Source organism: Paenibacillus sp. EB106-05-06-XG162 (assembly GCF_058791655.1).
In genome coordinates this window covers 102,461-124,916 of record NZ_JBYTDT010000011.1, presented here as the reverse complement: position 1 = coordinate 124,916, position 22,456 = coordinate 102,461, and the positions used below count along the sequence as shown (strand labels likewise).

Here is a 22,456-nt window from a genome sequence, read left to right as displayed (position 1 = left end):
TTCCCTAGCATTAGGGCAGGTCTATTTAACGATGCGTATGTGAACTGTAAGCGAATGACATCACGCTTAATCGGGCGGCTCTCCCTCATCCCGGGGAGAGCTTTTTTAATGCCTATGTATAGCACAATCATTGTGCAGTAATTGGAGGGATGACCGATGAAACAACAAAAAACAAATGTAGAAACATGGAACAAAGAAATCGCATCACGGCTTATCGAGGCATCAACATGCCACTTGGACGACTTAATGGAGGATCTGAATTCAAATACACAAGGACTCAGAGAATCCGAGGCTTCACTTAAATTAGAACAGATCGGCAAAAATCAAATTGCGCATGATAAGCCACCTGCATGGTTCATTCAGCTGCTATCCTGCTTCAAGAACCCATTCATTCTCATTCTGCTCGGCCTTGATCTTTTCTCATATTGTACGAATGATACCGTAGCCGTCCTCATTATCAGCACCATGGTATCGATCAGTGTCCTTATCACGTTCACGCAAGAATTCCGCTCGATTCGAACGGCTGAGAAACTGAAAGCCATGGTCAAAACAACGGTTACCGTCACACGGGATCACGTCAAACAAGAAATCGATATGGAGCAGCTCGTGCCCGGCGATTTGATTCACTTCTCGGCAGGAGATCTGGTTCCAGCGGATGTTAGACTGATTGCGTCTAAAGATTTGTTCGTTGCCGAATCTGCACTGACGGGAGAAGCCTTACCCGTTGAGAAACAAGATACCCTGTCACGGGGAAATATCATCAAGAAACGGACACATCGTCCCATTAATGCGCTTGAACTTCCGAATATGTGCTATATGGGAACGAACATTATAAGTGGTACTGCATCAGCTATCGTCGTATCGACAGGCACATCCACCTATTTTGGCTCGATGACGAAAACTTTAGTCGGCAAGCGCCCAATGACAAGCTTTGACAAAGGAGTCAATAGTGTAACCTTCGTCATCATTCGTTTTATGCTCGTGATGGTCCCTATTATCTTCTTCATCAATGGCTTTACCAAAGGCGATTGGATGGAGGCCTTCTTCTTCGGTCTATCCGTCGCCGTCGGCTTAACACCTGAAATGCTTCCGATGATTGTAACAGCCAATCTAGCGAAAGGTGCTGCCGTTATGGCTCGCAATCAGGTTGTTGTTAAAAAACTCAACGCCATTCAGAACTTCGGCGCGATGAACATTCTATGTACTGACAAAACAGGCACCCTGACGAAAGATAAAATCATCCTCAAACGGCATCTCGATATCTATGGCAATGATGATGAGGAAGTATTGAAGTACGCCTACTTGAACAGCTACCATCAGACGGGATTAAAAAATTTGCTTGATGTCGCCGTGCTGGAGCATGCGGAGTTGTCTGATGTGCTTGGAGTGGCGGATAACTACATGAAAATCGATGAAATTCCGTTCGACTTCAACCGGCGTCGGATGTCTGTCGTATTAGAGAAAAGCGGCAATGGACATATCTTGATCTGCAAAGGCGCGATGGAAGAAATACTAACTCATTGTACCTATGCACTGGACCATCAAGAAATCGTTCCGCTTACAGTGGAGATGACTGACAACGTTAAAAAGCTTGTGGACAATTTAAATATGGATGGACTGCGAGTTATTGCCGTTGCGATGAAGAAATCTGCACCGAAGCAGGATCCATATGGCGTGCAGGACGAGAGCGATATGATCCTTGTCGGTTACATTGGGTTCCTGGATCCGCCAAAGGAAAGTGCCGCAACTGCAATTCGGGCGTTGCATGAAAACGGCGTTGCTGTCAAGGTGCTTACAGGCGATAATGCCGCGGTCACACGCAGAGTGTGCCAAGAAGTGGGACTGGAAACTGGCCAAATCATCCTAGGAAACGATATCGATCAGCTCTCCGAGGACCAGCTCGCCAATTTGGCTGAGCAGACAACCGTGTTCGCCAAGCTCAATCCGATGCAAAAATCGCGAATCGTCAGAGCACTTCAGAGCAAGGGACATACCGTCGGGTTCATGGGTGACGGCATCAACGACGCCGCTTCACTCAAAGATGCCGATGTTGGGATTTCTGTGGACACGGCTGTCGATATTGCGAAAGAATCGGCAGACATTATTTTGCTCGAAAAAAGTTTGATGGTCCTGGAAAAAGGCATGATCGAAGGCCGTAGAACATTCGGCAATATCATCAAATATATCAAGATGACCGCAAGCTCCAATTTCGGCAATATGTTCAGCGTGCTCGGCGCTAGTATTTTCTTGCCATTCTTGCCAATGCTACCAATTCATCTGCTAATTCAGAACCTGTTCTATGATATCTCACAGCTATCGCTTCCGTGGGATCACATGGATAAAGAATTCTTGGCGCGGCCGAAAAAATGGGATGCCAAATCCGTCGGCAGATTTATGATCTTCATTGGACCGATCAGCTCTATCTTTGATTATGTCACATTCTTCGTCATGTTCCATGTATTCTCGGCTAGCACTGTAGGGGATCAATCCTTGTTCCAATCCGGCTGGTTCATCGAAGGGCTCTTATCGCAGACATTAATCGTGCATATGATTCGAACAGAGAAAGTTCCATTTATTCAGAGCAAGGCGAGCTTACCTGTTATATTGCTCACAAGCGTCATTATGATGGTTGGTATTTACATCCCGTTCTCCGCTTTTGGCAGCAGTATCGGATTACAACCATTGCCAATGAGCTATTTCCCTTGGCTTGTTGGGATACTTCTCAGCTATTGCGTGCTTACGCAATGGGTCAAAAAATGGTATATCCGTAGATTTAACGAATGGCTATAAGACAAAAAAGCAGACTGACGACTATAAAACTATAGCGTCAGCCTGCTTTTTTGTTATTCGTGCTCAATAAGCATGTGTACTGGAACGTTCTGCTCATGTTGCGGATGATCAAGGGGGTATATTCTTGCCATATTATTTTCTTCATTCACATGCTGAATGTATACCCGCTCCCCTTCGTAGATCACATTTGCCATGACCGGTGATACAGAAATTTCAACAGCTCTTTGTGTATTCATTTAATGATGCGGCACATCCGTATGCTGGGAAATATCACTTAGCGCACCGCTGGCTAAATGATCGTAATGATCCTCAATAGCCAAATCTCCAATTGCAACAATACCGACAAGATTACCGTTCTCGACGACCGCTAAGCGGCGAATCATTTCTTGTGACATGATCTTGGCAGCTTCATCGACGGTTGTATCCGGCGTTGCTGTGACAATGTTCTTCGTCATCACTTCTTCCGCCTGTGCAGAGCCTGGTCGCTTGGCAGCATATCCACGTACCGCTAGATCGCGGTCTGTTACGACACCAATCAGCTTGTCATTTTTCACAACGGGGACGAAACCGATATCATTCTGCTCCATCATCACTGCGATCTGATGAATGTTCTGATCCGGTGCAACGGTTTCAACATCGGTTGACATAATCTCACGTAAAGTTTTCATTAGATCCCTCCTTATTCAGTGGTTAGAATGGCCTGAAACCGTGCTTCTTATTCGGATGAATTCCAGTGAGTACGTACGAGGCCGCAAGGGAAATATACAATTCGTAAACATCATTTGATGAAGGGATTGTTATATGATGCGACGCTTTATCATCCCCCTGCTGTTCTTCGCAGTCATCCTACTGACCTCATGTAATGCTTCAACACAGCCACCCCCACCAACACAACCACCCAAACAGAAACAAGCTTCGAACTGCGGGAATCGCATCGTCTTGGGATGGAATGCCTTCGGTACAACCGAGAAGTATATAGAACAAAACAATACCGCCCCCAGCCTTAATGTGGTATCTCCTAGCTGGTTCCGATTGGAGGCAGAGCAATTCGTTCAATCAACAGTTGACCCTAAGTACATCCGCTGGGCGCATCAATCAGGCCACCAAGTATGGCCATTGTTCGGTAATCGATTTGATCCCGAGTTAACGCATCTCGTCCTAAGCAATACGAAGAAACGCGAAAAACTGATTCATCGCCTGCGCAATATTCTCGTTCATAACGATATCGATGGGATTAATGTTGATTTCGAAAATATAGACATCAAGGATAAAAAAATCTATGTATCCTTTATCCAAGAACTTCAAGAGACTCTTCATCCCCACGGCATTCTCGTCTCTGTCGATGTCAGTCGTGAGAACCCTGATCCATTCTGGTCTGGCAGTTTTGATCGACATGAACTGGGCAAAGCAGCAGATTATATCATTATGATGGGGTATGATGAGGATTTAGGCGGCGGAGGGAAAGTCAGTTCCGTTGCATCTCTACCTTGGGTAGAGAAAGGGATCCAGCTATTATTGCGAGATGTACCTGCGCGCAAAGTTATTCTTGCTGTTCCCTTCTACACAAGAGATTGGGTTACCGATCTAAAAACGCAAAAAACCGAACAAAAAGATCTTACTTTAATCGAAGTGAAGAAGATTATTGCGGACAAAGGATTAAAGAAGAAATGGGATCCGCAATCCAAACAAAATGTTATCGAGTATACAGAAGAGAATAAAAAACATCAAATATGGGTTGAGGATGAACAATCGATGCAACAGCGACTAGGCCTTGTTGATCAATATAAGTTACGGGGTACCGCCATATGGTTTATAGGTCAAGAATCGCCAGAAATTTGGGATGTATTCCGCAAGTAACAACGACAAAATGCTTATTACGCAAAGCTCGTTCCTTTGGGCTATTCCTTGTCGATTGGATGTTTAATCTGATCCGTATAAGGATCCAAGAACAAATGGCCGTTCGAGCTTTTCACCGCGTAATTGATATCTTTAACCGTGAGGCCTCGCTTCTTCACTTGCTGCAAGAGCCATTCCTTATTTACGTCGCTCAATTTCAGATTATCGTCAATAAGTTCACCATCCATAATGAGCTCAGTCGGAAAGGATTGCTTCTTGCTTTTCATCTTGAAATCTTTACGCGTGACAGGCAGATACTCCTCTTTGCGCAGCACGGACAATTTGCCGTTCAGTTCCAACACCGCATATTCGACTTCTTCGATATTGAATATATTTTTTTCGCGCAGCTCCTGATTTAAGGTATCGAGCGTAAATTTCATCTTTCGCATATTGTTCTCTAATATTTGCCCTTCTTGAATAATGATTGTCGGCTGACCGGAGATCCATTTGCGAATCGTCCGGTTTTTCATTGCCAGCACAAGGAACAAATAAGCAATACTGCCGAAAATAAATAGCGAAACGAGCAGCTGCCAACCGTTCATTTTCACATTAAATGCAAGATTGGCGGTTATCGCACCGAGTGTGATCGCTGCAACAAAATCGTGATAGGTCATCTGTGAAATCGTCGCTTTGCCTAAAATCCGAGCGATAACCATCATAATTCCAAAGGAGGCTATTGATCGAATCACAATCTCGAACATCTGGTTCATCTCTTATTCTCCTTATCCCGTTCATTTACCTTATAAGCATGCTGCTAATATGCCCATAACCATGGAGAAATAAACAGATATTACCAGATGTTCGTCATTGGATTTATAGCGCACGGAATTTAAGATCTTTACAATCGATATAGAAGGAGAACTTTCTCTGTTTGTTTTTCCCCTCTACAGAAAAGCTTAACGTCATATTTCTAACCTTTTTATCTGATAGGGCTTTATAGCTTAACCAACCATACTTTTCTTTGTTCGGTTTGATCGCGCTATCGCCAAAGTCGGGATTATCTGATATGCCCACTGTTTCCTTGGTTTTACCTTGGATCTGAACATTCGCACCTGCGATGCTATGAACCAATTCCGGTGTAATCGTCTCATCATCCGTGTTGTTCTTGATCGTGATTTCGAAATCCGTCGTCTCTTCCGTCAACCTCACGGCATGAATCGTAACCTCGACATCGTTTATTTTTTGCGTGATGGGTAACTTCTGAAAATTGTAAATCTGCTTACTGCTAGCCTTGGCTTTAGGCTGTTCACCCTTCGCCGGTAAGCTCGACGCCGCATACGCAGCCCCTGAGAATAAAATCACGCTGCAAATCAATCCTATGAGTACTTTTCTCATGTTCTATCTTTCCTTTTCTGTTGCTCACCTAAGACCATCGCTCTACATATATTTCGACGGTCCCATTAGCAGCAGCCTTATATTTGTGCTCTACCGGATTCCCATTCCGATCTAACTCGATACGCCCATCCGTTCTTGTCACTTGAAACACAAGCTCCGTGTGCAGAGGAAGACGCAAATGATTCGTATACGTTCCATGACCCGCATCAGCCAATGGAAACCACGCGTAGATCCTAACAACCTCCGGCGTGTTCGGCGGAACGTGAACGATGATGTCCAGCGTTACATGTTCTGGGGTCTCCGGAATAACTCGAATGGTTCTGCTCGCTTGAAGCCCCTGATATTGCACGGTGACCGTAGTTTCTCCTGTAGATTTCGGAACAAGGGTACCATCCGCCCGAACATCGAGTATTTCAGGATTCAAGACTTGATAATCTGCACGCAACAAGGTCATCTGAAGCCCATTCTCCATCTCGACAATCGGATTGAGTCGGCTCTTCATACCCATCATGCCCACCTCATCGTTACCGTGTAAAGTAATTGCACGTGCCTTTCCCTTATCTCCAAAGAAATGAATGAGCGGTGAAATCAATCTTGCCGCCCAATCCTTCTCTACATGAGCCGCTTCGGGCGCGTACAGATAGAGCAGTTCGTTGTCTGCTTCATATCCGAGCTCCACCAGCTTCTCGGCCGCTTCGCGCACATGCTTCTCAATAATCAGCAGGCCTTCGCTGCTGCCCAAATCGATCCAGATGCGGGAAATCGGCTGCTTGCTCTGAAAAGAGTGATATTGCGGGAATTCCTCCAATGTCAGCGGATCGACGTAATACAAATACGGTGAGATAATGCCGAGCTTGCTGAAAATATCTGGACGGCGAAGCCCGATATGATATGTGACCTGTCCCCCACGGGAAGAGCCCATCAATGCGGTATGCTCGGCACCTGGTTTTGTACGAAAAATCCTGTCGACATAAGGTTTTACCTCTTCGATGAGGAATTTCTCATACAAGTGCCCCAATGGCCGAATATCAACCTTATCATCCAGATAGCGTATGCCGTCCATATCGTGGGTAAATTCATTCGACCGCTCCATGCCCATATTGGAGATGCCGACAACAATGATTTCTTCCATCTTGTTATCCTGAACCAACTGATCGATGGTCTCCTGGACGTTCCATGAATACCCGTTAAATGCCGGATGAAAAATGTTCTGACCATCATGCATATACAGCACCGGATACCGTCTACTTGAGTCTTGGTCATAACTAGGCGGCAGATAGACAAACAAATCTCTTTGATTATCTAGATAAGACGAATAGAAACCTTCAATTCTAAGCATGCTTGAACGATGCTTCATCTTTATTGCACCTCCCTCGCTGGTACACAATCCACCCAATTCTCCACGACGTAATTCAGGATTAACCCATCCGTGACCGTAAATTTGCGATAAGGGACCTCGTGGCCATAGCGATCCGTCTCGTGCTTACCCAGTCCTCTGGAAATACGGAATTCGAAAGACATATCTCGCGGTACTTCGAACGTGCCTCCGAAGAGTCGATTATGAATCATCGGCAATTCAATGCCTGCATATAAGGAATCCGTCTGCGGCGTCGTAGTCGGCACTTTCACGAAGACATTCACAGTAGCGGTCGGGGACAGATGAGGGATAACGCTCAGCTCTAACGAAGCCGTCAAATGCGCATAGTGATAGGTCACCTTTGTCTGCCCTATTTTCTTGGCAAGGAGTCTTCCATCCACCGTCACATCCAGCAGTTCAGGATCAGCCACTTCATAGGTCCCCTGTAAATCGGTCATCATAAAACCACTGTCGAAGTGAACGATCGCATTTAAATTACGCTTAGCCCCTTGCAGCCCAACCGTCTCAGGCCCATGCAATTCCACACGGATCGGCTTGCCAATCTCCCCGAAAAAGTAAAGGAGCGGCGCGTGAACTCTAGCTGCCCAATCTTTCTGCGAATGACCGGAGTCTACGGCATAGTAATACATCAAGTCCTCACCAGGCTGATAACCCGTGTTGATCAGGATATCCGCCACCTGGCGCACATGCTTCTCCATCACGGTAAAGCCTTCAGCATCGCCGACATCCATCCATATCTTCAAATCCTTCTTCTCCGTGTACACATGGCTTAACCAGCGGTCTTCCATCGTATTCGGGTCAACACTGACAAAGAAAGGACATAACGCGCCGATCATGCCGAATATATCCGATTTTCGAAATCCAATATTGTAGGACACTAATCCTCCAGCTGACGAGCCCATGAGCGCTGTATGCTCTCTACCCGGCAACGTACGGTAGGTTGTATCGATGTAGGGCTTTACTTCTCGAACGAGAAATTCCTCGTATAATTCCCCTTGATTGGTTGTGCCAAAAATATTATGTCCTTGCGGATTCGCATGCATATATTCGGCAATTCTAGCATCTTCAATATGCGAGATCGCGACCACAATGATTTCTCTCATTTTCCCTTCCGCAACCAACCGATCTACGGCCGTATGCACATCCCAGGATTCGCCCTTCTGATCCGCGAAGAAAACATGCTGACCGTCATGCATATATAAGACTGGATACCGCTCTTGATCATTCAGGTTATAGCTTGGCGGCAAATATATGAACACTTCTCTCGTATTCTTTAATATCTTCGATTCGAAATTTTTAAGTTGTATGAACCGCGAAACATCCACTCCGCATTCTCCTCACCACATAAGAATCATGATGTGGCGGTCAATAAGAAAAACTTCTCCTCTTTGACATACGCCGCATCATTAATATAACTGTCCATCATATTAACAACTTCCGTGTAGCCATTGAGATTAAATGATATCTTCATCATGTCGTCCGGAAATAACTCCTCGCAATGGGATGTACAGCATGCCACCAGATTCTTATGCGTCTTCCATGCTCCATTCGCCAAGAACTCGTTGATTACGATCCCAGGCTTACCCGCAAACTTTGATAAAAAAGCTTGCATCCCATCACGATTTTCATAGACATAAATTCGATCTTCGTCCAATCCCGATTGCTGCTTGATGACTTCTCTTAATTCTGTATTGTTATAGGCATCCATCACGAGAAACTCCGGCGCTTGCCCCAGTAACGTCTGGGCCGCTGCAAAGCCTTGCCCGAAGTTCGGCATAATTTTGTGAAACAACGAATCTTCGATATAGCTATCGATGACGAATACCGGAATCCCGAACCCAAATTGATTCGAGATCGCATAGAATTTCTCCCGATCCGCATTAATTAAGAACACACCATCCAAATTCCGTTCCATAATGACCTTATAGGATAAGGATGCGCTGTCCAATTGCATAAAAATCACATGATATCCGAGATTTCTGCACAGCTCCTCCAGCTTGTAGATCGTCTTGGCATATTTCAAGGCCGATCCAGGGCTTTGATAGGCGTCCTTGAACAACAGAATACCCATCAGTCCTGTTTTCTTGATCTTTAACGATTGAGCAGAACGGTTCGCCACATACTTCAGCTGCTGCGCGACTTTGAGCACTTTGACACGGGTTTCATCCGAGATGGATTGTGTCTTCACATCATTCAGAATGTAAGACACGGTTGCTATGGATACATCTGCTGCTTTCGCAATATCTTTAATCGTAGTTTTTTTCATATGAATCCGACCTCTCACCATGACTTAAACGTTTAAGTTAATTTAAGCATACTGCCTTTTCAGAGTCAATTTTGCAAGTCATGAGAGGGTCAGATTTATCCTTTGTCTGCGCCTGCTGTCATGCCGTGGATTAAATACTTCTGGAAGTACATGTACAAGAGCGTGATCGGCAAGGCCACTAATACCGCGCCAGCAGCGAATACCGTAAAACTCGAATTGGTCTCATTCGCGACCATGCTGTATAGCCCCTGCGCTAACGTCATTTTCTCCGATGACCGCAATACAATTTGCGGCAGTATGAAGTCCATGAACGGTGTAATGAAGCTATTCAGGGCGACAAAGGTAATCGACGGCAAGGATAAAGGTAGAATAATTCGGAAAAACGCATCTTTATTGCTCGCGCCATCGATAAAAGAAGCTTCCTCTAGACTTCTAGGAATGGTATCAAAATGACCTTTCATCACCCAAGTCCCCATCGAAATCGAACCGCCGACATAGATGAGAATCAGCCCTAGATGCGTATCGAGCAATTTGGTCTGCAGCAGCAGCACAAAGATCGCCATAATCGATAAGAAGCCCGGGAACATCTGCAAAACAAGCAAAGTCATGAGTCCCTGCTGCCGTCCTTTGAATCGAAATCTGGAGAAAGCATATGCCGTCATCGCAACGAGGATGGTCGATAGAAATGCATTCGCCACAGCAATCTTAAGTGTATTGCCGAACCATAGCATAAAATCGGTATTCCGAATCAACTCAACATAATGCAGCAACGACGGATTGTCCGGGAACATCTTGCTGACCAATAAGGTATTCCCTGGATTGAGCGAGGTTCCGACAACCCAGATCATTGGATAAATGGTCGTGATCAACAGCACGATAAATACCATATAAATCCCTGTGACGACTAAATTGCTTTTTAATTTAGACATTTAGACCCAATCCTCTTCTTGATTTGACTTCATTCGCTTGTAGTTCCATAAAGAGAACCCTGCTATGAGTATAAACATGATGATGGATACAGCGGAAGCCATGTTGAACTGGCTCTGATTCAGCGTCATTTTGAATATCCACGAAATCAGAATATCCGTACTTCCGGCGTAGAAGTAATCCGGTTGATTCGGGTTACCATCCGTTAGTAAATAAATCAAATTGAAATTATTAAAGTTAAACGCAAATTGCATAATCAATATGGGCGCAGTAGCTAAGAGCACAAGCGGAAGCGTAATTTTGCTAAACTTCTGCCTCCATGATGCACCGTCAACCTCTGCAGCTTCGTACAGATCGCGCGGCATCGTTGTGAGCACGCCCGACATAAGCGCCATGAGAAATGGCGTCGAGAACCACAGATTCACAAGAATAATCGATACTTTTGCCATGGTTGGATCCGAGAGCCAAGGTACTGGCGAAAATCCAAGTTTGACAATCAGATCATTAATCGGACCGAACGACCCATTCAGAAGCACCCGAAATACAAGGATCGAGATAAATTGTGGAACCGCCCATGGCAGGATGAACGCCGTGCGCCAGAACTTCTTGAACTTTACTCTCGGATGATTCACCATCATCGCGAGGATCAGACCACTTAAGAAAACCGAAATGGTAGACACGGTAGCCCAAATGATGTTCCATACCGCAATGCCTACAAAAGTAGATCGCCATGCCTCTTGCGTAAATAAATCGTAGAACGATGCGAAGCCGATCCAATCAACCAAGGAACGGTCAGGAATATGATCCGGAGCCGAATAGTTCGTAAATGCAATCAATACATTAAAGACTAATGGCATGACTGTCACGAATAGTACGAAGAAGGAGGCTGGCAGCAAGAGTAAATAAGGAAAGTTCCGAAATTTAGCCCTCTTCAGGGATGCAATAAATCCGAGCACTTGGCCCCCTTCATCCCGAATCTCGCCATTTTTCTTCGCGTCAACAATATTCATGATGTACATGCCCAAGAACAATAGAATGATCACAACGGTGATAAGTCCATTAATAAGCAAAAAGATCGAATGATCGCCTTGGACCACTTTCCCCTTCATGATTCGTGAAGGCACGTCGCCTAACGTGATCAGGCCGGTTATGCCTTTAAAGGCAATGGGATAATACGTCCAGAAGAACAGTTGGGCTACGACCATCCATAGGAAGCCCTTCACATATTGCCGATTATAAAGCTGTCCTAACCCGATAAATAGTGCGGAAAAAATAGCAGCTTTGGTCCGATAGCGACGAGCGTCTAGGTTTACATGCATTCTGCAGACCGCCTTAGAAATAATTTAAAAAATTCATTTAGTGCTTCGTTTTCATTGCCGTTTTGATCTGTTCTACCGCCTTATTGAGGGCTGCCGCAGGGTCTTGATTGTCATTCCAGATCGAAGCAATTGCTGCGCTGGCCGGCTGCCACACATTCCCCATTTCCGGAATGGAAGGCATCGGAGTAGAATACTTCGCTTGCTCTAGGAATGCGAGTGCATTCGGATTCTCCGTCAGAATCGGATCATTCGTTAGATCATTCCGCGGTGGCAGCTGCGTCGTCATTTCGAAACGTAATTTCAAATTCTCCTTGTTCGTTGCAAAGCTAGCGAACAGCTTCGCAGCAGCTGGATACTTCGTATAGGAATTGACATACAATGCTCTGATCCCGGAGAAGCTCTTCGGATGTTCGCCATTCGGCAGCAGTGGCAGCGGTGCGACTCCATAATCCAGGTTGTCTTTGGATAGACTGGAAATCAGCCACGGCCCGTTAATGATTGCCGCCGTTTTACCCTCTTGGAAGAAACCCGTGATGATATTGTCATTCATATCATTGACGTTAATCGGAAGAATTTGCTTAAGCGACTGTAGGAATTTCGCCCCTTCGATCGCTTTCACATTGTTCAAACCAATATCATTCGCGTCTGCACCCTCATTGCCGAATATATACCCACCATAGCCCGCTAGGAACGAATAGGATTGATACAGCTGTGCGACATCCCACATGAAGGCAAACTTCTTATTGGCTGGATCATTATAGGTCACTGCGAAGTTGATGATATCCTCATAGGTTTGAGGGGCTTTATCCATCAGCTTCTTGTTATAGAATAACGCATACGTATCGATCGCCGTCGGGAAGCCATAGAGCACGCCTTGATACTTGACGCCGCTGATGGCACTGGACATAAATTCATTCGTCGTCTTCTCGTCGAACACATCATTCTCCAGCATGAGACCTGCCGTAACGGCATTTCCTAATTGATCATGCGGTGCAGAGAAGACATCGGCTCCGATTCCTGCCGGGCCGTCTGTCGTCAGCTTCTTAACACTGTCTATCGCCGGAACCGCTTCGACTTTTACTTTCACACCGTATTTCTTCTCAAATTCCACTGAGATCGCTTTCAAAAAATCGAATTCAGGACCTTTCGATTCCCAGACAAGCAATTCTGCGCCTGGTTCAGGCTGCAATCCTTCAGAGCTATTACTTTGTTGTTGCGCTTCGTTACTCTGCTCTTCCTTCCCAGGTGAGTTCTCTGCCTTGTCGCATGCAGCAAGAAATGAAAAACTGAAAAGAACAGCAATAACTGCAGTCATCATCAACCGTCTTGACATGTATTTGCCCCCTCCATTTGGACCTTAAACGTTTAAGTGCTGAAACGTTTAAGTAACTTCAGTAATATGATAACTTCAATTTCCTCGTTATGTCAACCCATATCAAAATGAAAAAAAGGAGCCTTAGAAGGCCCCTTATTATCCATGATTTATGGTTGCATTGACGCTCCAGCTTGCAGCATCACAGCCAGTTCAGCACGTGTCACCGCACGTGTCGGACGGAACGTTCCGTCTTCATAACCGCTAACGACACCGCGTTGTGCTAAGCTAGCGATCGCAGATGCCGACCAGCGGCTGCTGCTCACATCCTTGAACGATGCAGTGGTCAACGATGTTGGCTGCTGCAGCACCTTAGCCAGCATTACAGCCAGTTCCTCCCGTGTTACGGATTGATTAGGTAGGAATCGACCGTCTTCATAGCCGTTAATCAGTCCGCGCTGCTTCGCAATCTGAATGTCCGCTGCTGCCCAATAGTTCGATGGAACATCTTTGAACAAGGTGGTCTGGCTCCCTGCTTGCAGTTTCGCGCCTGACATTCGTACGAGTACGGATGCCGCTTGTGCGCGCGTTAATGGCGTTTTAGGCTGGAAAAGCCGATTCCCCGTCCCTGTCATCCATCCTTTATCCGATACAAATTGTATAGATGCGTCTGCCCAATGGCCGATCGTATCCAGATATGAAGAATTGTTCAGCCAGGTCGAATAATAATCCCACGTGTTGCCGGACTCTTCATTCAGACTCCAGTTGCCTGCGCCTTTCAGATTGTACTTCTGGACAAGACCCAGCTTCGCCTTAATCGATTGCTCATTCTCATACCAGACCGTATAATTGCCTGCTGTGATTCGCTTCCCATGGACCGTTGTTCCCGGATCACCGGCTGGAATCGTGAAGGTCGCTTTCGGCGATTGACTCGCAGCATCAAAGACAACTTTCCCGTTGTATTTCTCAATGAGACTGGTTACAACCGTGTTCTGAATTCCAAGCCCTTGAATGCTGCCATCCGATTTCCAGTAACGACTGTAGAACGGGATCCCCATCACAATCTTGTCGCTTGGCACATGCTTAAGCGCATACGCAATGGATTTCTGTACAAATGGTAAGCTTGCAACAGGACCAGGATCTCCGCCCTCATAGCTCTCATCATACGTCATGATCATGAGATAATCACTTACCTTCGCGAGCTCGGCATAATCGTAGGACCCATGCCACCCCGTATCCCAACCATCTGGGTTCGCCGCTACAGCGACCGAGACCTCTTTATGGGCAGGAATGGCTGCACGAAGCATCTTCACGAAGGCAGTATAATCATCACGCTGTTTCTCTGTGACATTCTCAATGTCGACATTTACACCGTCTAGGTTATATTTCTCTATCGCCTCAGCAATTTGCTTCGTTAATGCTTCTCGATTATATAGCGCAGCAACGCCCAACTTCCGATCCCAGTGATTGCTTAGGAACGGGACGACCTTCATCCCTTGCTTGTGCATCTCCGCAACAAACTTCGGATCCACCGCTTCAGTCAACTTCAAGGAACCATTCTCGTTCAAATCAAAATAACTCGGCGATACCATATCCAGACTGCCCTTGGTCTGGTTCACGGCTTGAAGATATTGATCCGGCTTACCAAAATAAATATAAGACATAGCGAATCGATGACTATCCGCTTCCGCTTCCATCTTCGGTATGCTCGTTAACGTGACTGCAGCAATGGAAAGCCCAATCACCGCACCCTTTATGTATTTTGAAACACTCATCCACACTTCATCTCCTTCACTAGCAAAATTTGATAGATTCGCATAATTATCATGACATCCGTGAATGATATGGGACAATATATAAATAATGGTAATCACGAAGAAAACCTGTCTCCGCACCGCTAAAATTGTGTTTTGAACGCATTCATGATACGGTTATATAACCGATTAATCTTATAGGAACAAGCATAAGCGACTTCGTCGTCCTCTATAGGACAATAAGCGTTTAAGCGAGAAATATAAGAACAGTTTATTCGTGAAACTTATAAATTCTTATATTTGAACATATTTTGGAGGGAATTGCATTGCCGAATATCTATAAAAACTTAACGGAACTTATTGGCAATACACCGTTGTTGGAATTGTCCAACTACAATAAAATACACCAACTAGAAGCGTCAATTATTGCGAAGCTCGAATACTTCAACCCTGCGGGTAGTGTCAAAGACCGTATTGGATTCGCGATGATCAAGGATGCCGAGGAGCGCGGATTGCTAAAACCCGATTCAGTCATTATTGAATCCACGAGTGGGAACACGGGGATCGGACTTGCCTTTGCGGCAGCCGCTCTCGGTTACAGACTCATCATTACTTTGCCAGAGACGTTCAGTATTGAGCGGAGAAAATTGCTCAAAGCGCTCGGCGCAGAACTCGTACTAACCCCTGCTACAGAAGGCATGACCGGAGCTATTCGCAGAGCGGATGAGCTAGCCAAGGAAATCCCCGGCGCATTCATTCCGGAGCAGTTCGATAATCCTGCGAACCCTGCCATTCATCGCAAGACGACGGCGGAGGAAATCTGGCGGGATACGGATGGTCAAGTCGATATCTTTATTGGAGGCGTGGGTACAGGAGGTACGGTTAGCGGTGTAGGCGAAGCGCTCAAAGCCAAAAACCCTGCCATTCAAGTCATCGCTGTTGAGCCCTTTGACTCGGCTGTTCTTTCTGGCGGCAAACGTGGCCTCCATGCGATTCAAGGTCTTGGCGCAGGATTCGTTCCAGGAAACTTCAAAGCAGAAGTGGTTGATGAGATCATTACCGTCAAAAATCACGAAGCGATCAATACCGCACGCATTCTCGCGAAACGTGAAGGCTTGCTCGTCGGCATCTCTTCTGGTGCTGCTGCCTATGCTGCAATGCTCGTCGCTAAACGTCCTGAGAACAAAGGCAAGAACATCGTCGTGGTTCTACCAGATACAGGTGAACGTTACCTATCCACGCCATTATTTGATGAAGAATAAAAGATAACCCCACAAAGTGAGGACTTGACTTCGAAGCTGATTCAGGTACTTTGAGGGGGACTCGACAATGATAAATGGAAGGAGACCATACTGGGCATGTGCCTGGCATGGTCTTTATTTGTTCACATATTGTGAATTTCGTCACAAAAAATTCAAAAATGAAAAACGAAGAAAATCGGAGATTTTAGGCGATATTTCAAATTTCCTTTTATTAGAAAACACCATCCAATGCCAAACAGATCCTGCTGCCGCCTTATTTTGATCACAGATCAGACACGTAATAGTCAAAATTTTAACTTCTTTTTCCTCTCATTTTCGCTTATTTTCTCATGAATACCTCATTTTTTCTGGTCATTACTTCCAAAAAACCGTGATTTACCGCTTTCAATTGTGACGAATATTTGATATTTGTACTTTCTATCACATTTATGAATAAAAATCAAAATCGGCGAATTTGGCGCTTTTCAGTGATATTTAACACATTTTCGGCTTTTATTATGAAATCGTCATCTTTTTTTGTTAGAAATAAAACCATTAAATTCCATTATTGGTTCTCAATAGGGTTTGTTATTAACTGAATATCTTAATAAGATAAAAGAAAATTAAGTTCTCTTGAAATACATCAACATGTGAATTGCATTGTTAAGGAAGGGGTTACTTATGAAAAAGAGAGGACCGCTATTATTATTGTTCATCTCACTCATTATGCTATTAAGTGGGTGTAGTTCGAAACTGCTGGTACTGGATCCAAAAGGTCCGGTAGCGAAGACGCAATCGAGCACGATTATTTTCTCCATGATCATCATGGCTGTCGTACTGCTTGTCGTCTACGTCTTGTACATTTACATGCTGACGAAGTATCGCGCTACGAAAGCGAATGAAGGTTATGAACCGCCTCATATTGAAGGCAGCAAGTGGTTGGAGCTGATCTGGACGATAATCCCGATCATTATCGTCGTGATTCTATCCGTCGTAACGGTTCGTTCGACCAATGCGGTCGAGAATGTTCCCGTCGGGTATGAAGATCAGAAGCCACTTGTTATTTATGCGTCATCTTCCGATTGGAAATGGCACTTCAGTTATCCGGAAGAAGGCATTGAGACGGTTAACTATGTCAATATCCCTACGAACCGCCCGATCGAATTCCGTCTCTATGCATTCGGACCGATCACAAGCTTCTGGGTTCCACAGCTTGGCGGCCAGAAATATGCGATGAGCGATATGGTGAATAAACTCAATCTTGTCGCTGAACATGAAGGATCATTCTATGGTAGGAACTCGAACTTCTCGGGTAAAGGATTCGCACATATGGAATTCGAAGTTTTGGCTCAATCCCCTGCGGATTACACCAAATGGGTTGACGATGTTAAGAAAACAGCTTCGAAATTAACGCCGGAAGAGTTCGATAAATTACTGGCTACACCGGTTGTCGGACGTAAGACATACTCTTCTACGCATCTTGAATTCCGTCCAGCACCTGAAGGTGCAAATGGTGGACATCATCATGGCGGCGGCGACGCAGATGCCAAGAACAACACAGGATCGATGGATCATTCGAACATGGACATGGATGGCATGAACATGGATGATATGGGATCGATGGATCATTCGCAGCACGAATAAGCGATGGGACAGGAAGGAGTATTAACCGTATGAAACTCGATGAATTTTTCGTTACTGGAGAACCGATGATCTACGCCGCTATGGTGAGTATCGTCGTTGCATCTCTAGCAATCCTCATCGGTCTGACCTATTTCAAGAAATGGGGCTACCTTTGGAGAGAATGGTTAACGACCGTCGATCATAAACGAATCGGCGTCATGTATATTATCGCAGCACTCCTCATGTTATTCCGTGGAGGCGTCGATGCCTTACTGATGCGTGCTCAGCTTGCAGTTCCTGAGAATGGACTGCTCGACGCACAGCATTATAATGAAATTTTCACAACGCATGGTGTTGTCATGATCCTATTCATGGCCATGCCATTCATTATCGGACTTATGAACGTCGTCGTTCCACTGCAAATTGGCGCGCGTGACGTTGCATTCCCAAGACTAAATGCAGTCAGCTTCTGGCTATTCTTCGCTGGAGCGATGTTATTCAACATATCCTTCGTCATCGGGGGCTCCCCAGATGCAGGATGGACAGCGTACTTCCCGCTCGCGAGTCTGGAATTCAGTCCGACCGTCGGGAATAACTTCTATTCGATTTCATTACAGATTGCCGGTATCGGTACCCTGCTGACAGGGGTTAACTTTATCGTTACGATTCTTAAAATGCGTGCGCCAGGCATGAAGCTAATGCAAATGCCAATGTTCACATGGTCTATCTTGATCACAAGTGTTATTATTGTGTTCGCATTCCCGGTTCTTACCGTAGCACTTGCACTAATGATGTTCGACCGGATGTTCGGAGGCCAATTCTTCACGATGGCCAACGGAGGGATGGATATGCTCTGGGCGAACTTGTTCTGGGTATGGGGTCATCCAGAGGTTTATATCGTTATTTTGCCGGCCTTCGGTATTTATAGTGAAATTATCGCGACATTCTCCAAAAAGAATTTGTACGGTTATAAATCAATGGTTGCGAGTATGGTTGTCATTTCGTTACTTTCCTTCGTCGTATGGGCGCATCACTTCTATACGATGGGTCATGGTTCGATGGTCAACAGCGTCTTCTCGATTACAACGATGGCCATTGCAGTTCCTACCGGGGTCAAGATATTCAACTGGTTATTCACCTTGCAGAAAGGCCGAATATCCTTCACGACACCTATGCTGTACACGTTAGCGTTCATTCCGATCTTTACAATCGGTGGGGTTACTGGGGTTATGCTTGCTATGGCTTCCGCGGACTATCAGTATCATAATACGATGTTCCTGGTTGCGCATTTCCACTACGTATTGATTCCAGGTACAGTATTTGCCGTGATCGCAGGTTTCCATTACTGGTTCCCGAAAGTTTTCGGATTCCGTCTGAACGAACGTCTTGGTAAACTTGCATTCTGGTTAATTACGATTTTCTTCAACGTGACTTTCCTTCCGCTCTTCTTCTTGGGATTGAACGGCATGTCGCGTCGGATGTACACCTATTCCGAAGGTTCCGGATTCGGGCCGCTAAATATGGTCGCATCGATCGGTGCTGTCGGACTTGCACTTGGCTTCGTTGTCCTATGCTACAACATCTATTGGAGCTTCCGTTATGCACCACGTGAAAATGTAAACGATCCATGGGGTGGCGGTCGTACGCTTGAATGGGCTACACACAGTCCAGTTCCTGAATACAACTTTGCACGTACACCGAACGTTAAAGGTATGGATGCTTACTGGCATTCGAAGAAAGAAAACCAACCACTATTTGAAGGTAAAATTGAACCGATTCATATGCCGAATAACAGCGGCCAACCGTTCATTCTCGGCGTAATCTTCTTCTTCTTAGGTTTCTTCTTGGTCTTCAGCTGGTGGATTCCATCGATCATCGCGGGTATCGCGGTTATCATTATGCTTGCAGCTCGTACATTCGAGCGCGATCATGGTCGACACATCCCTGTCAAAGAGATCATGGAGATAGAGAAGAAACATGGAGGTGAACTCGTATGAAAATAAATACGAATGTACCGCTCGAGTACAGCACAGAAGAGAACAGTAACCGAATCTTCGGGTTCTGGTTGTTCCTAGGTGCGGAGATCGCCCTCTTCTCTACGTTGTTCGCCGTTTATTTCACACTCTGGAATCGTGCGGGCAGCGGTCCGACAGCCAGTGAGATTTTCGAATTAAAAGGGGTTCTTGTTGAGACATTCCTACTCTTAACGAGTAGTTTCACTTGTGGACTTGCGATTCATGCAATGCGCCACGGCTTCAAAAAAGCAACACTCGTGTTCTTCGCCATTACCTTACTCATGGGTCTTGGATTCTTGGGCGTCGAAATCACAGAGTTCGTTACGTATGTACATGATGGAGCAACACTATCGACTAGTGCATTCTTATCCAGCTTGTTCGTCCTGCTGGGTACGCATGGTCTCCACGTTACGATGGGCTTCCTCTGGGGAGCTGCCATCATGATTCAAATCAAACGTGAAGGCTTCACGCCAGATACAACGAATAAATCGTTTATTTTCTCTTTGTACTGGCATTTCCTTGATGTGGTCTGGATCTTCATCTTCAGCTTTGTCTACTTGAAAGGAATGATGTGATATGATGAAGCAGCTATTCCCGATCAAGCATGTCATGGGGTATATCTTCTCACTTGTCCTTTCGGTCGTCGCGCTGGCGGTTCTGATGGATGGTATCACCTACACCGTAGGACTTGCAATCCTACTTATCTGTGCCATCTTGCAAGCCGGAACGCAACTGTTCCTGTTCATGCACATCAATGAATCGAAGGATACGAAAACGAGCCTTTACCTCAACATTGCTTATGCCCTCTTCGTGGGTCTTGTCACGATCTTCGGTACGTTGTTCACGATGATTTGGGGTTACTAATAAGAAGAAACCGTCAGAGAGAAATCTCTGGCGGTTTCTTTGTTGTGGGGAAAGGCGGGGGATTTCAAATGAATTTGGCCGATTCCACGGTAGACCTCTCTCCAACCGGTTCATGTTCGCCCATTTCCTTGATTGGATGAGGTGGATGAAATGGGCTGCCAAAGACCGGACGTAGACTTTTCCGTGAGTTCTACCCTTCCATCTTAGATTCATTTGAAATAACCTGACCAACCCCACGAACTCCAAAAATCAACCGCCAAGGATTCTCTCTGCGGTTTCTGGGGGCGGGAGGAAAACCGAAAGCGCCGCATCTTGATAGATGGCGGCGCTTTTTCCTACACGAAACCGTGACGGATTAGTTAAACCTTGAAGTGAACATCGACATAGGTGACATCCCCCATGGATCGTATCCATTCTTGGATATCATCCACTTGGACCGGATCAACAACGATATATCGGACCTGGCTGTAGGAGTCCTCCCCCGCCTCGACACTGCTCGGCTCCATATACAGCACCTCACCGACCAAGGAACCGATCTGATCCAGTATAACCATCGCACAGGCCATCTTCATCATACACCGGGAAGCGAATCCCACTTGGATCTGAAGCACCCGAATCCCCTCATGCTGAATCCGATGGATGATGCTCTCCACATTAAACGCTTTGCTGGCCTCCGCGGATATCGCGCTCATTATGTCCTGCCGCATGCTCGTATTCTTCTCACTCGCCAGCGCATAGCCTCTTAATTCGCATAGCAACGACGTCACATCCGCAGTGACGGTACTCCCGAGCAGAATCGCATCCTTCAGCATTCGCATTTGATCCATACAGCGAAAAATCAAATTAATAATATCGTGAGTCATGTTCAGCTTCCAATGCCGTACAAGGTTCAACAACCGTTCCATTTCATATCTGAGTTGTTTCATTTGCTCAACTTCTAATAATCGATTGGACTTGTGCGACAAATCTACCTTTTTGATTTCTTGACCTACATAATTAATTTGTGCTGTAGCTTCGTCTAGAAACTCGCTTTGCATCACTGGAAATAAAGTTGAAATTGTCATGTTGTTCCTCCTTCACTCCCATGTCTTTTAGCAGCTCTAGAATATCAATCTCCTTCCTCAATAATTCTTCATCTGGGATTCGTAGACATGCTGCAACGTATTTTTTATCAAATTGACTATTGGTGTTGCGAATTAATTCAGCCTTAGCCTCCTCAAGCGTCATTGCCGGTCGATAAGGTTGATCTGATATCATCCTGTCCAAGGCATCAATGACTGCGCATATCCGTGCAAACGGAGGGATATTATCCCACATTAATCCGGAAGGATAACCCTCGCCATTCCACCGTTCATGATGATATTTGACGATATCCATGACCGTACGACTACCGAGCTGGAGTAACGATAGTCGTTCTGCCCCAAGGATCGGGTGTTGTCTCATGACATCCCATTCATACGCCGTCAATTGCGTATCCTTCGTCAGAATCTCCGTCGGAATTAGAATTTTACCGATATCATGAAGACAACAACCCATAATCAGCTGACTCGCTTGCGTCTTGGTTAGTTGTAATTGCTTCGCTATACATTTCGCTAAATATCCCACCCGGATACTATGCTCATACGTGATCTTGTCTTTCTCCAACAAGTCATGCAGCACTTCCGAGATGTGAACGTATCGCAATACCTCACCTTCTTCGCCATGTTATGCATAAGAAATTGAAGACCACCCGTTCA

20 protein-coding genes are annotated in these 22,456 nt (G+C 45.6%); 7 read left to right on the top strand and 13 right to left on the bottom strand.

What is annotated here, in order from left to right:
• The first annotated feature begins 156 nt into the window (after positions 1 to 156).
• Positions 157 to 2,790, top strand: a complete 2,634-nt coding sequence (gene mgtA, locus AC3WU2_RS21300) for a magnesium-translocating P-type ATPase (protein ID WP_492457050.1) — start codon at positions 157 to 159, stop codon at positions 2,788 to 2,790.
• 53 nt (positions 2,791 to 2,843) lie between these two features.
• On the opposite strand, the gene AC3WU2_RS21295 is transcribed toward mgtA, so the two are convergent.
• Together AC3WU2_RS21295 and AC3WU2_RS21290 are read right to left on the bottom strand one after the other, a co-directional pair.
• Positions 2,844 to 3,026, bottom strand: a complete 183-nt coding sequence (locus AC3WU2_RS21295) for an H-type small acid-soluble spore protein (RefSeq protein ID WP_492457049.1) — start codon at positions 3,024 to 3,026, stop codon at positions 2,844 to 2,846.
• A complete protein-coding gene (locus AC3WU2_RS21290) occupies positions 3,027 to 3,458 on the bottom strand; it encodes a CBS domain-containing protein (protein WP_492457048.1) in 432 nt (143 codons plus the stop codon). It abuts the gene before it with no gap.
• Between the two features lie 133 nt (positions 3,459 to 3,591).
• Between AC3WU2_RS21290 and AC3WU2_RS21285 the strand changes: the two genes are divergently transcribed.
• The gene (locus AC3WU2_RS21285) at positions 3,592 to 4,647 is read left to right on the top strand and encodes a glycosyl hydrolase family 18 protein (RefSeq protein ID WP_492457047.1); all 1,056 of its coding nucleotides are present in this window, start codon (positions 3,592 to 3,594) and stop codon (positions 4,645 to 4,647) included.
• Between the two features lie 41 nt (positions 4,648 to 4,688).
• Here AC3WU2_RS21285 and AC3WU2_RS21280 read toward each other — a convergent pair whose 3' ends face one another.
• The 9 genes from AC3WU2_RS21280 to AC3WU2_RS21240 form a co-directional block, all read right to left on the bottom strand.
• A complete protein-coding gene (locus AC3WU2_RS21280; protein ID WP_492457046.1) occupies positions 4,689 to 5,396 on the bottom strand; it encodes a DUF421 domain-containing protein in 708 nt (235 codons plus the stop codon).
• A gap of 103 nt (positions 5,397 to 5,499) precedes the next feature.
• Positions 5,500 to 6,021, bottom strand: coding sequence for a hypothetical protein (locus tag AC3WU2_RS21275; protein WP_492457045.1), 522 nt, complete (start codon positions 6,019 to 6,021; stop codon positions 5,500 to 5,502).
• Between the two features lie 28 nt (positions 6,022 to 6,049).
• Positions 6,050 to 7,378, bottom strand: a complete 1,329-nt coding sequence (locus AC3WU2_RS21270) for an alpha/beta hydrolase (protein WP_492457044.1) — start codon at positions 7,376 to 7,378, stop codon at positions 6,050 to 6,052.
• A 2-nt stretch (positions 7,379 to 7,380) separates the two neighbouring features.
• Positions 7,381 to 8,724, bottom strand: a complete 1,344-nt coding sequence (locus AC3WU2_RS21265; RefSeq protein WP_492457043.1) for an alpha/beta hydrolase — start codon at positions 8,722 to 8,724, stop codon at positions 7,381 to 7,383.
• A gap of 26 nt (positions 8,725 to 8,750) precedes the next feature.
• The gene (locus tag AC3WU2_RS21260; RefSeq protein ID WP_492457042.1) at positions 8,751 to 9,665 is read right to left on the bottom strand and encodes a LacI family DNA-binding transcriptional regulator; all 915 of its coding nucleotides are present in this window, start codon (positions 9,663 to 9,665) and stop codon (positions 8,751 to 8,753) included.
• Between the two features lie 95 nt (positions 9,666 to 9,760).
• Positions 9,761 to 10,594, bottom strand: coding sequence for a sugar ABC transporter permease (locus tag AC3WU2_RS21255; RefSeq protein ID WP_492457041.1), 834 nt, complete (start codon positions 10,592 to 10,594; stop codon positions 9,761 to 9,763).
• A complete protein-coding gene (locus AC3WU2_RS21250; protein WP_492457040.1) occupies positions 10,595 to 11,911 on the bottom strand; it encodes a sugar ABC transporter permease in 1,317 nt (438 codons plus the stop codon).
• 37 nt (positions 11,912 to 11,948) lie between these two features.
• The gene (locus AC3WU2_RS21245) at positions 11,949 to 13,244 is read right to left on the bottom strand and encodes a sugar ABC transporter substrate-binding protein (protein ID WP_492457039.1); all 1,296 of its coding nucleotides are present in this window, start codon (positions 13,242 to 13,244) and stop codon (positions 11,949 to 11,951) included.
• 149 nt (positions 13,245 to 13,393) lie between these two features.
• The gene (locus AC3WU2_RS21240; protein WP_492457038.1) at positions 13,394 to 14,998 is read right to left on the bottom strand and encodes an S-layer homology domain-containing protein; all 1,605 of its coding nucleotides are present in this window, start codon (positions 14,996 to 14,998) and stop codon (positions 13,394 to 13,396) included.
• Positions 14,999 to 15,303: 305 nt separating this feature from the next.
• On the opposite strand from AC3WU2_RS21240, the gene cysK reads away from it, so the two are divergent.
• The 5 genes from cysK to qoxD all read left to right on the top strand — a co-directional run bounded on the left by cysK (position 15,304) and on the right by qoxD (position 20,720).
• Positions 15,304 to 16,239, top strand: coding sequence for a cysteine synthase A (gene cysK / locus AC3WU2_RS21235; protein WP_018757621.1), 936 nt, complete (start codon positions 15,304 to 15,306; stop codon positions 16,237 to 16,239).
• A gap of 660 nt (positions 16,240 to 16,899) precedes the next feature.
• A complete protein-coding gene (gene qoxA / locus AC3WU2_RS21230) occupies positions 16,900 to 17,862 on the top strand; it encodes a cytochrome aa3 quinol oxidase subunit II (RefSeq protein ID WP_018757620.1) in 963 nt (320 codons plus the stop codon).
• A gap of 29 nt (positions 17,863 to 17,891) precedes the next feature.
• A complete protein-coding gene (qoxB, locus tag AC3WU2_RS21225) occupies positions 17,892 to 19,838 on the top strand; it encodes a cytochrome aa3 quinol oxidase subunit I (protein ID WP_314586687.1) in 1,947 nt (648 codons plus the stop codon).
• Positions 19,835 to 20,431: a cytochrome aa3 quinol oxidase subunit III gene (gene qoxC, locus AC3WU2_RS21220; protein ID WP_492457037.1), complete on the top strand. Its 597-nt coding sequence runs from the start codon at positions 19,835 to 19,837 to the stop codon at positions 20,429 to 20,431. Before qoxB ends, qoxC begins: the two co-directional genes overlap by 4 nt.
• A gap of 4 nt (positions 20,432 to 20,435) precedes the next feature.
• Entirely contained in the window at positions 20,436 to 20,720 is a 285-nt protein-coding gene (gene qoxD, locus AC3WU2_RS21215; RefSeq protein WP_026263979.1) for a cytochrome aa3 quinol oxidase subunit IV, read from the top strand.
• 359 nt (positions 20,721 to 21,079) lie between these two features.
• Here qoxD and AC3WU2_RS21210 read toward each other — a convergent pair whose 3' ends face one another.
• Both AC3WU2_RS21210 and AC3WU2_RS21205 read right to left on the bottom strand, forming a co-directional pair.
• The gene (locus AC3WU2_RS21210; RefSeq protein WP_492457036.1) at positions 21,080 to 21,784 is read right to left on the bottom strand and encodes a hypothetical protein; all 705 of its coding nucleotides are present in this window, start codon (positions 21,782 to 21,784) and stop codon (positions 21,080 to 21,082) included.
• On the bottom strand, positions 21,717 to 22,403 hold the full coding sequence (locus tag AC3WU2_RS21205) for an HD-GYP domain-containing protein (RefSeq protein WP_018757615.1): 687 nt from the start codon (positions 22,401 to 22,403) through the stop codon (positions 21,717 to 21,719). Before AC3WU2_RS21205 ends, AC3WU2_RS21210 begins: the two co-directional genes overlap by 68 nt.
• Positions 22,404 to 22,456 lie beyond the last annotated feature (53 nt).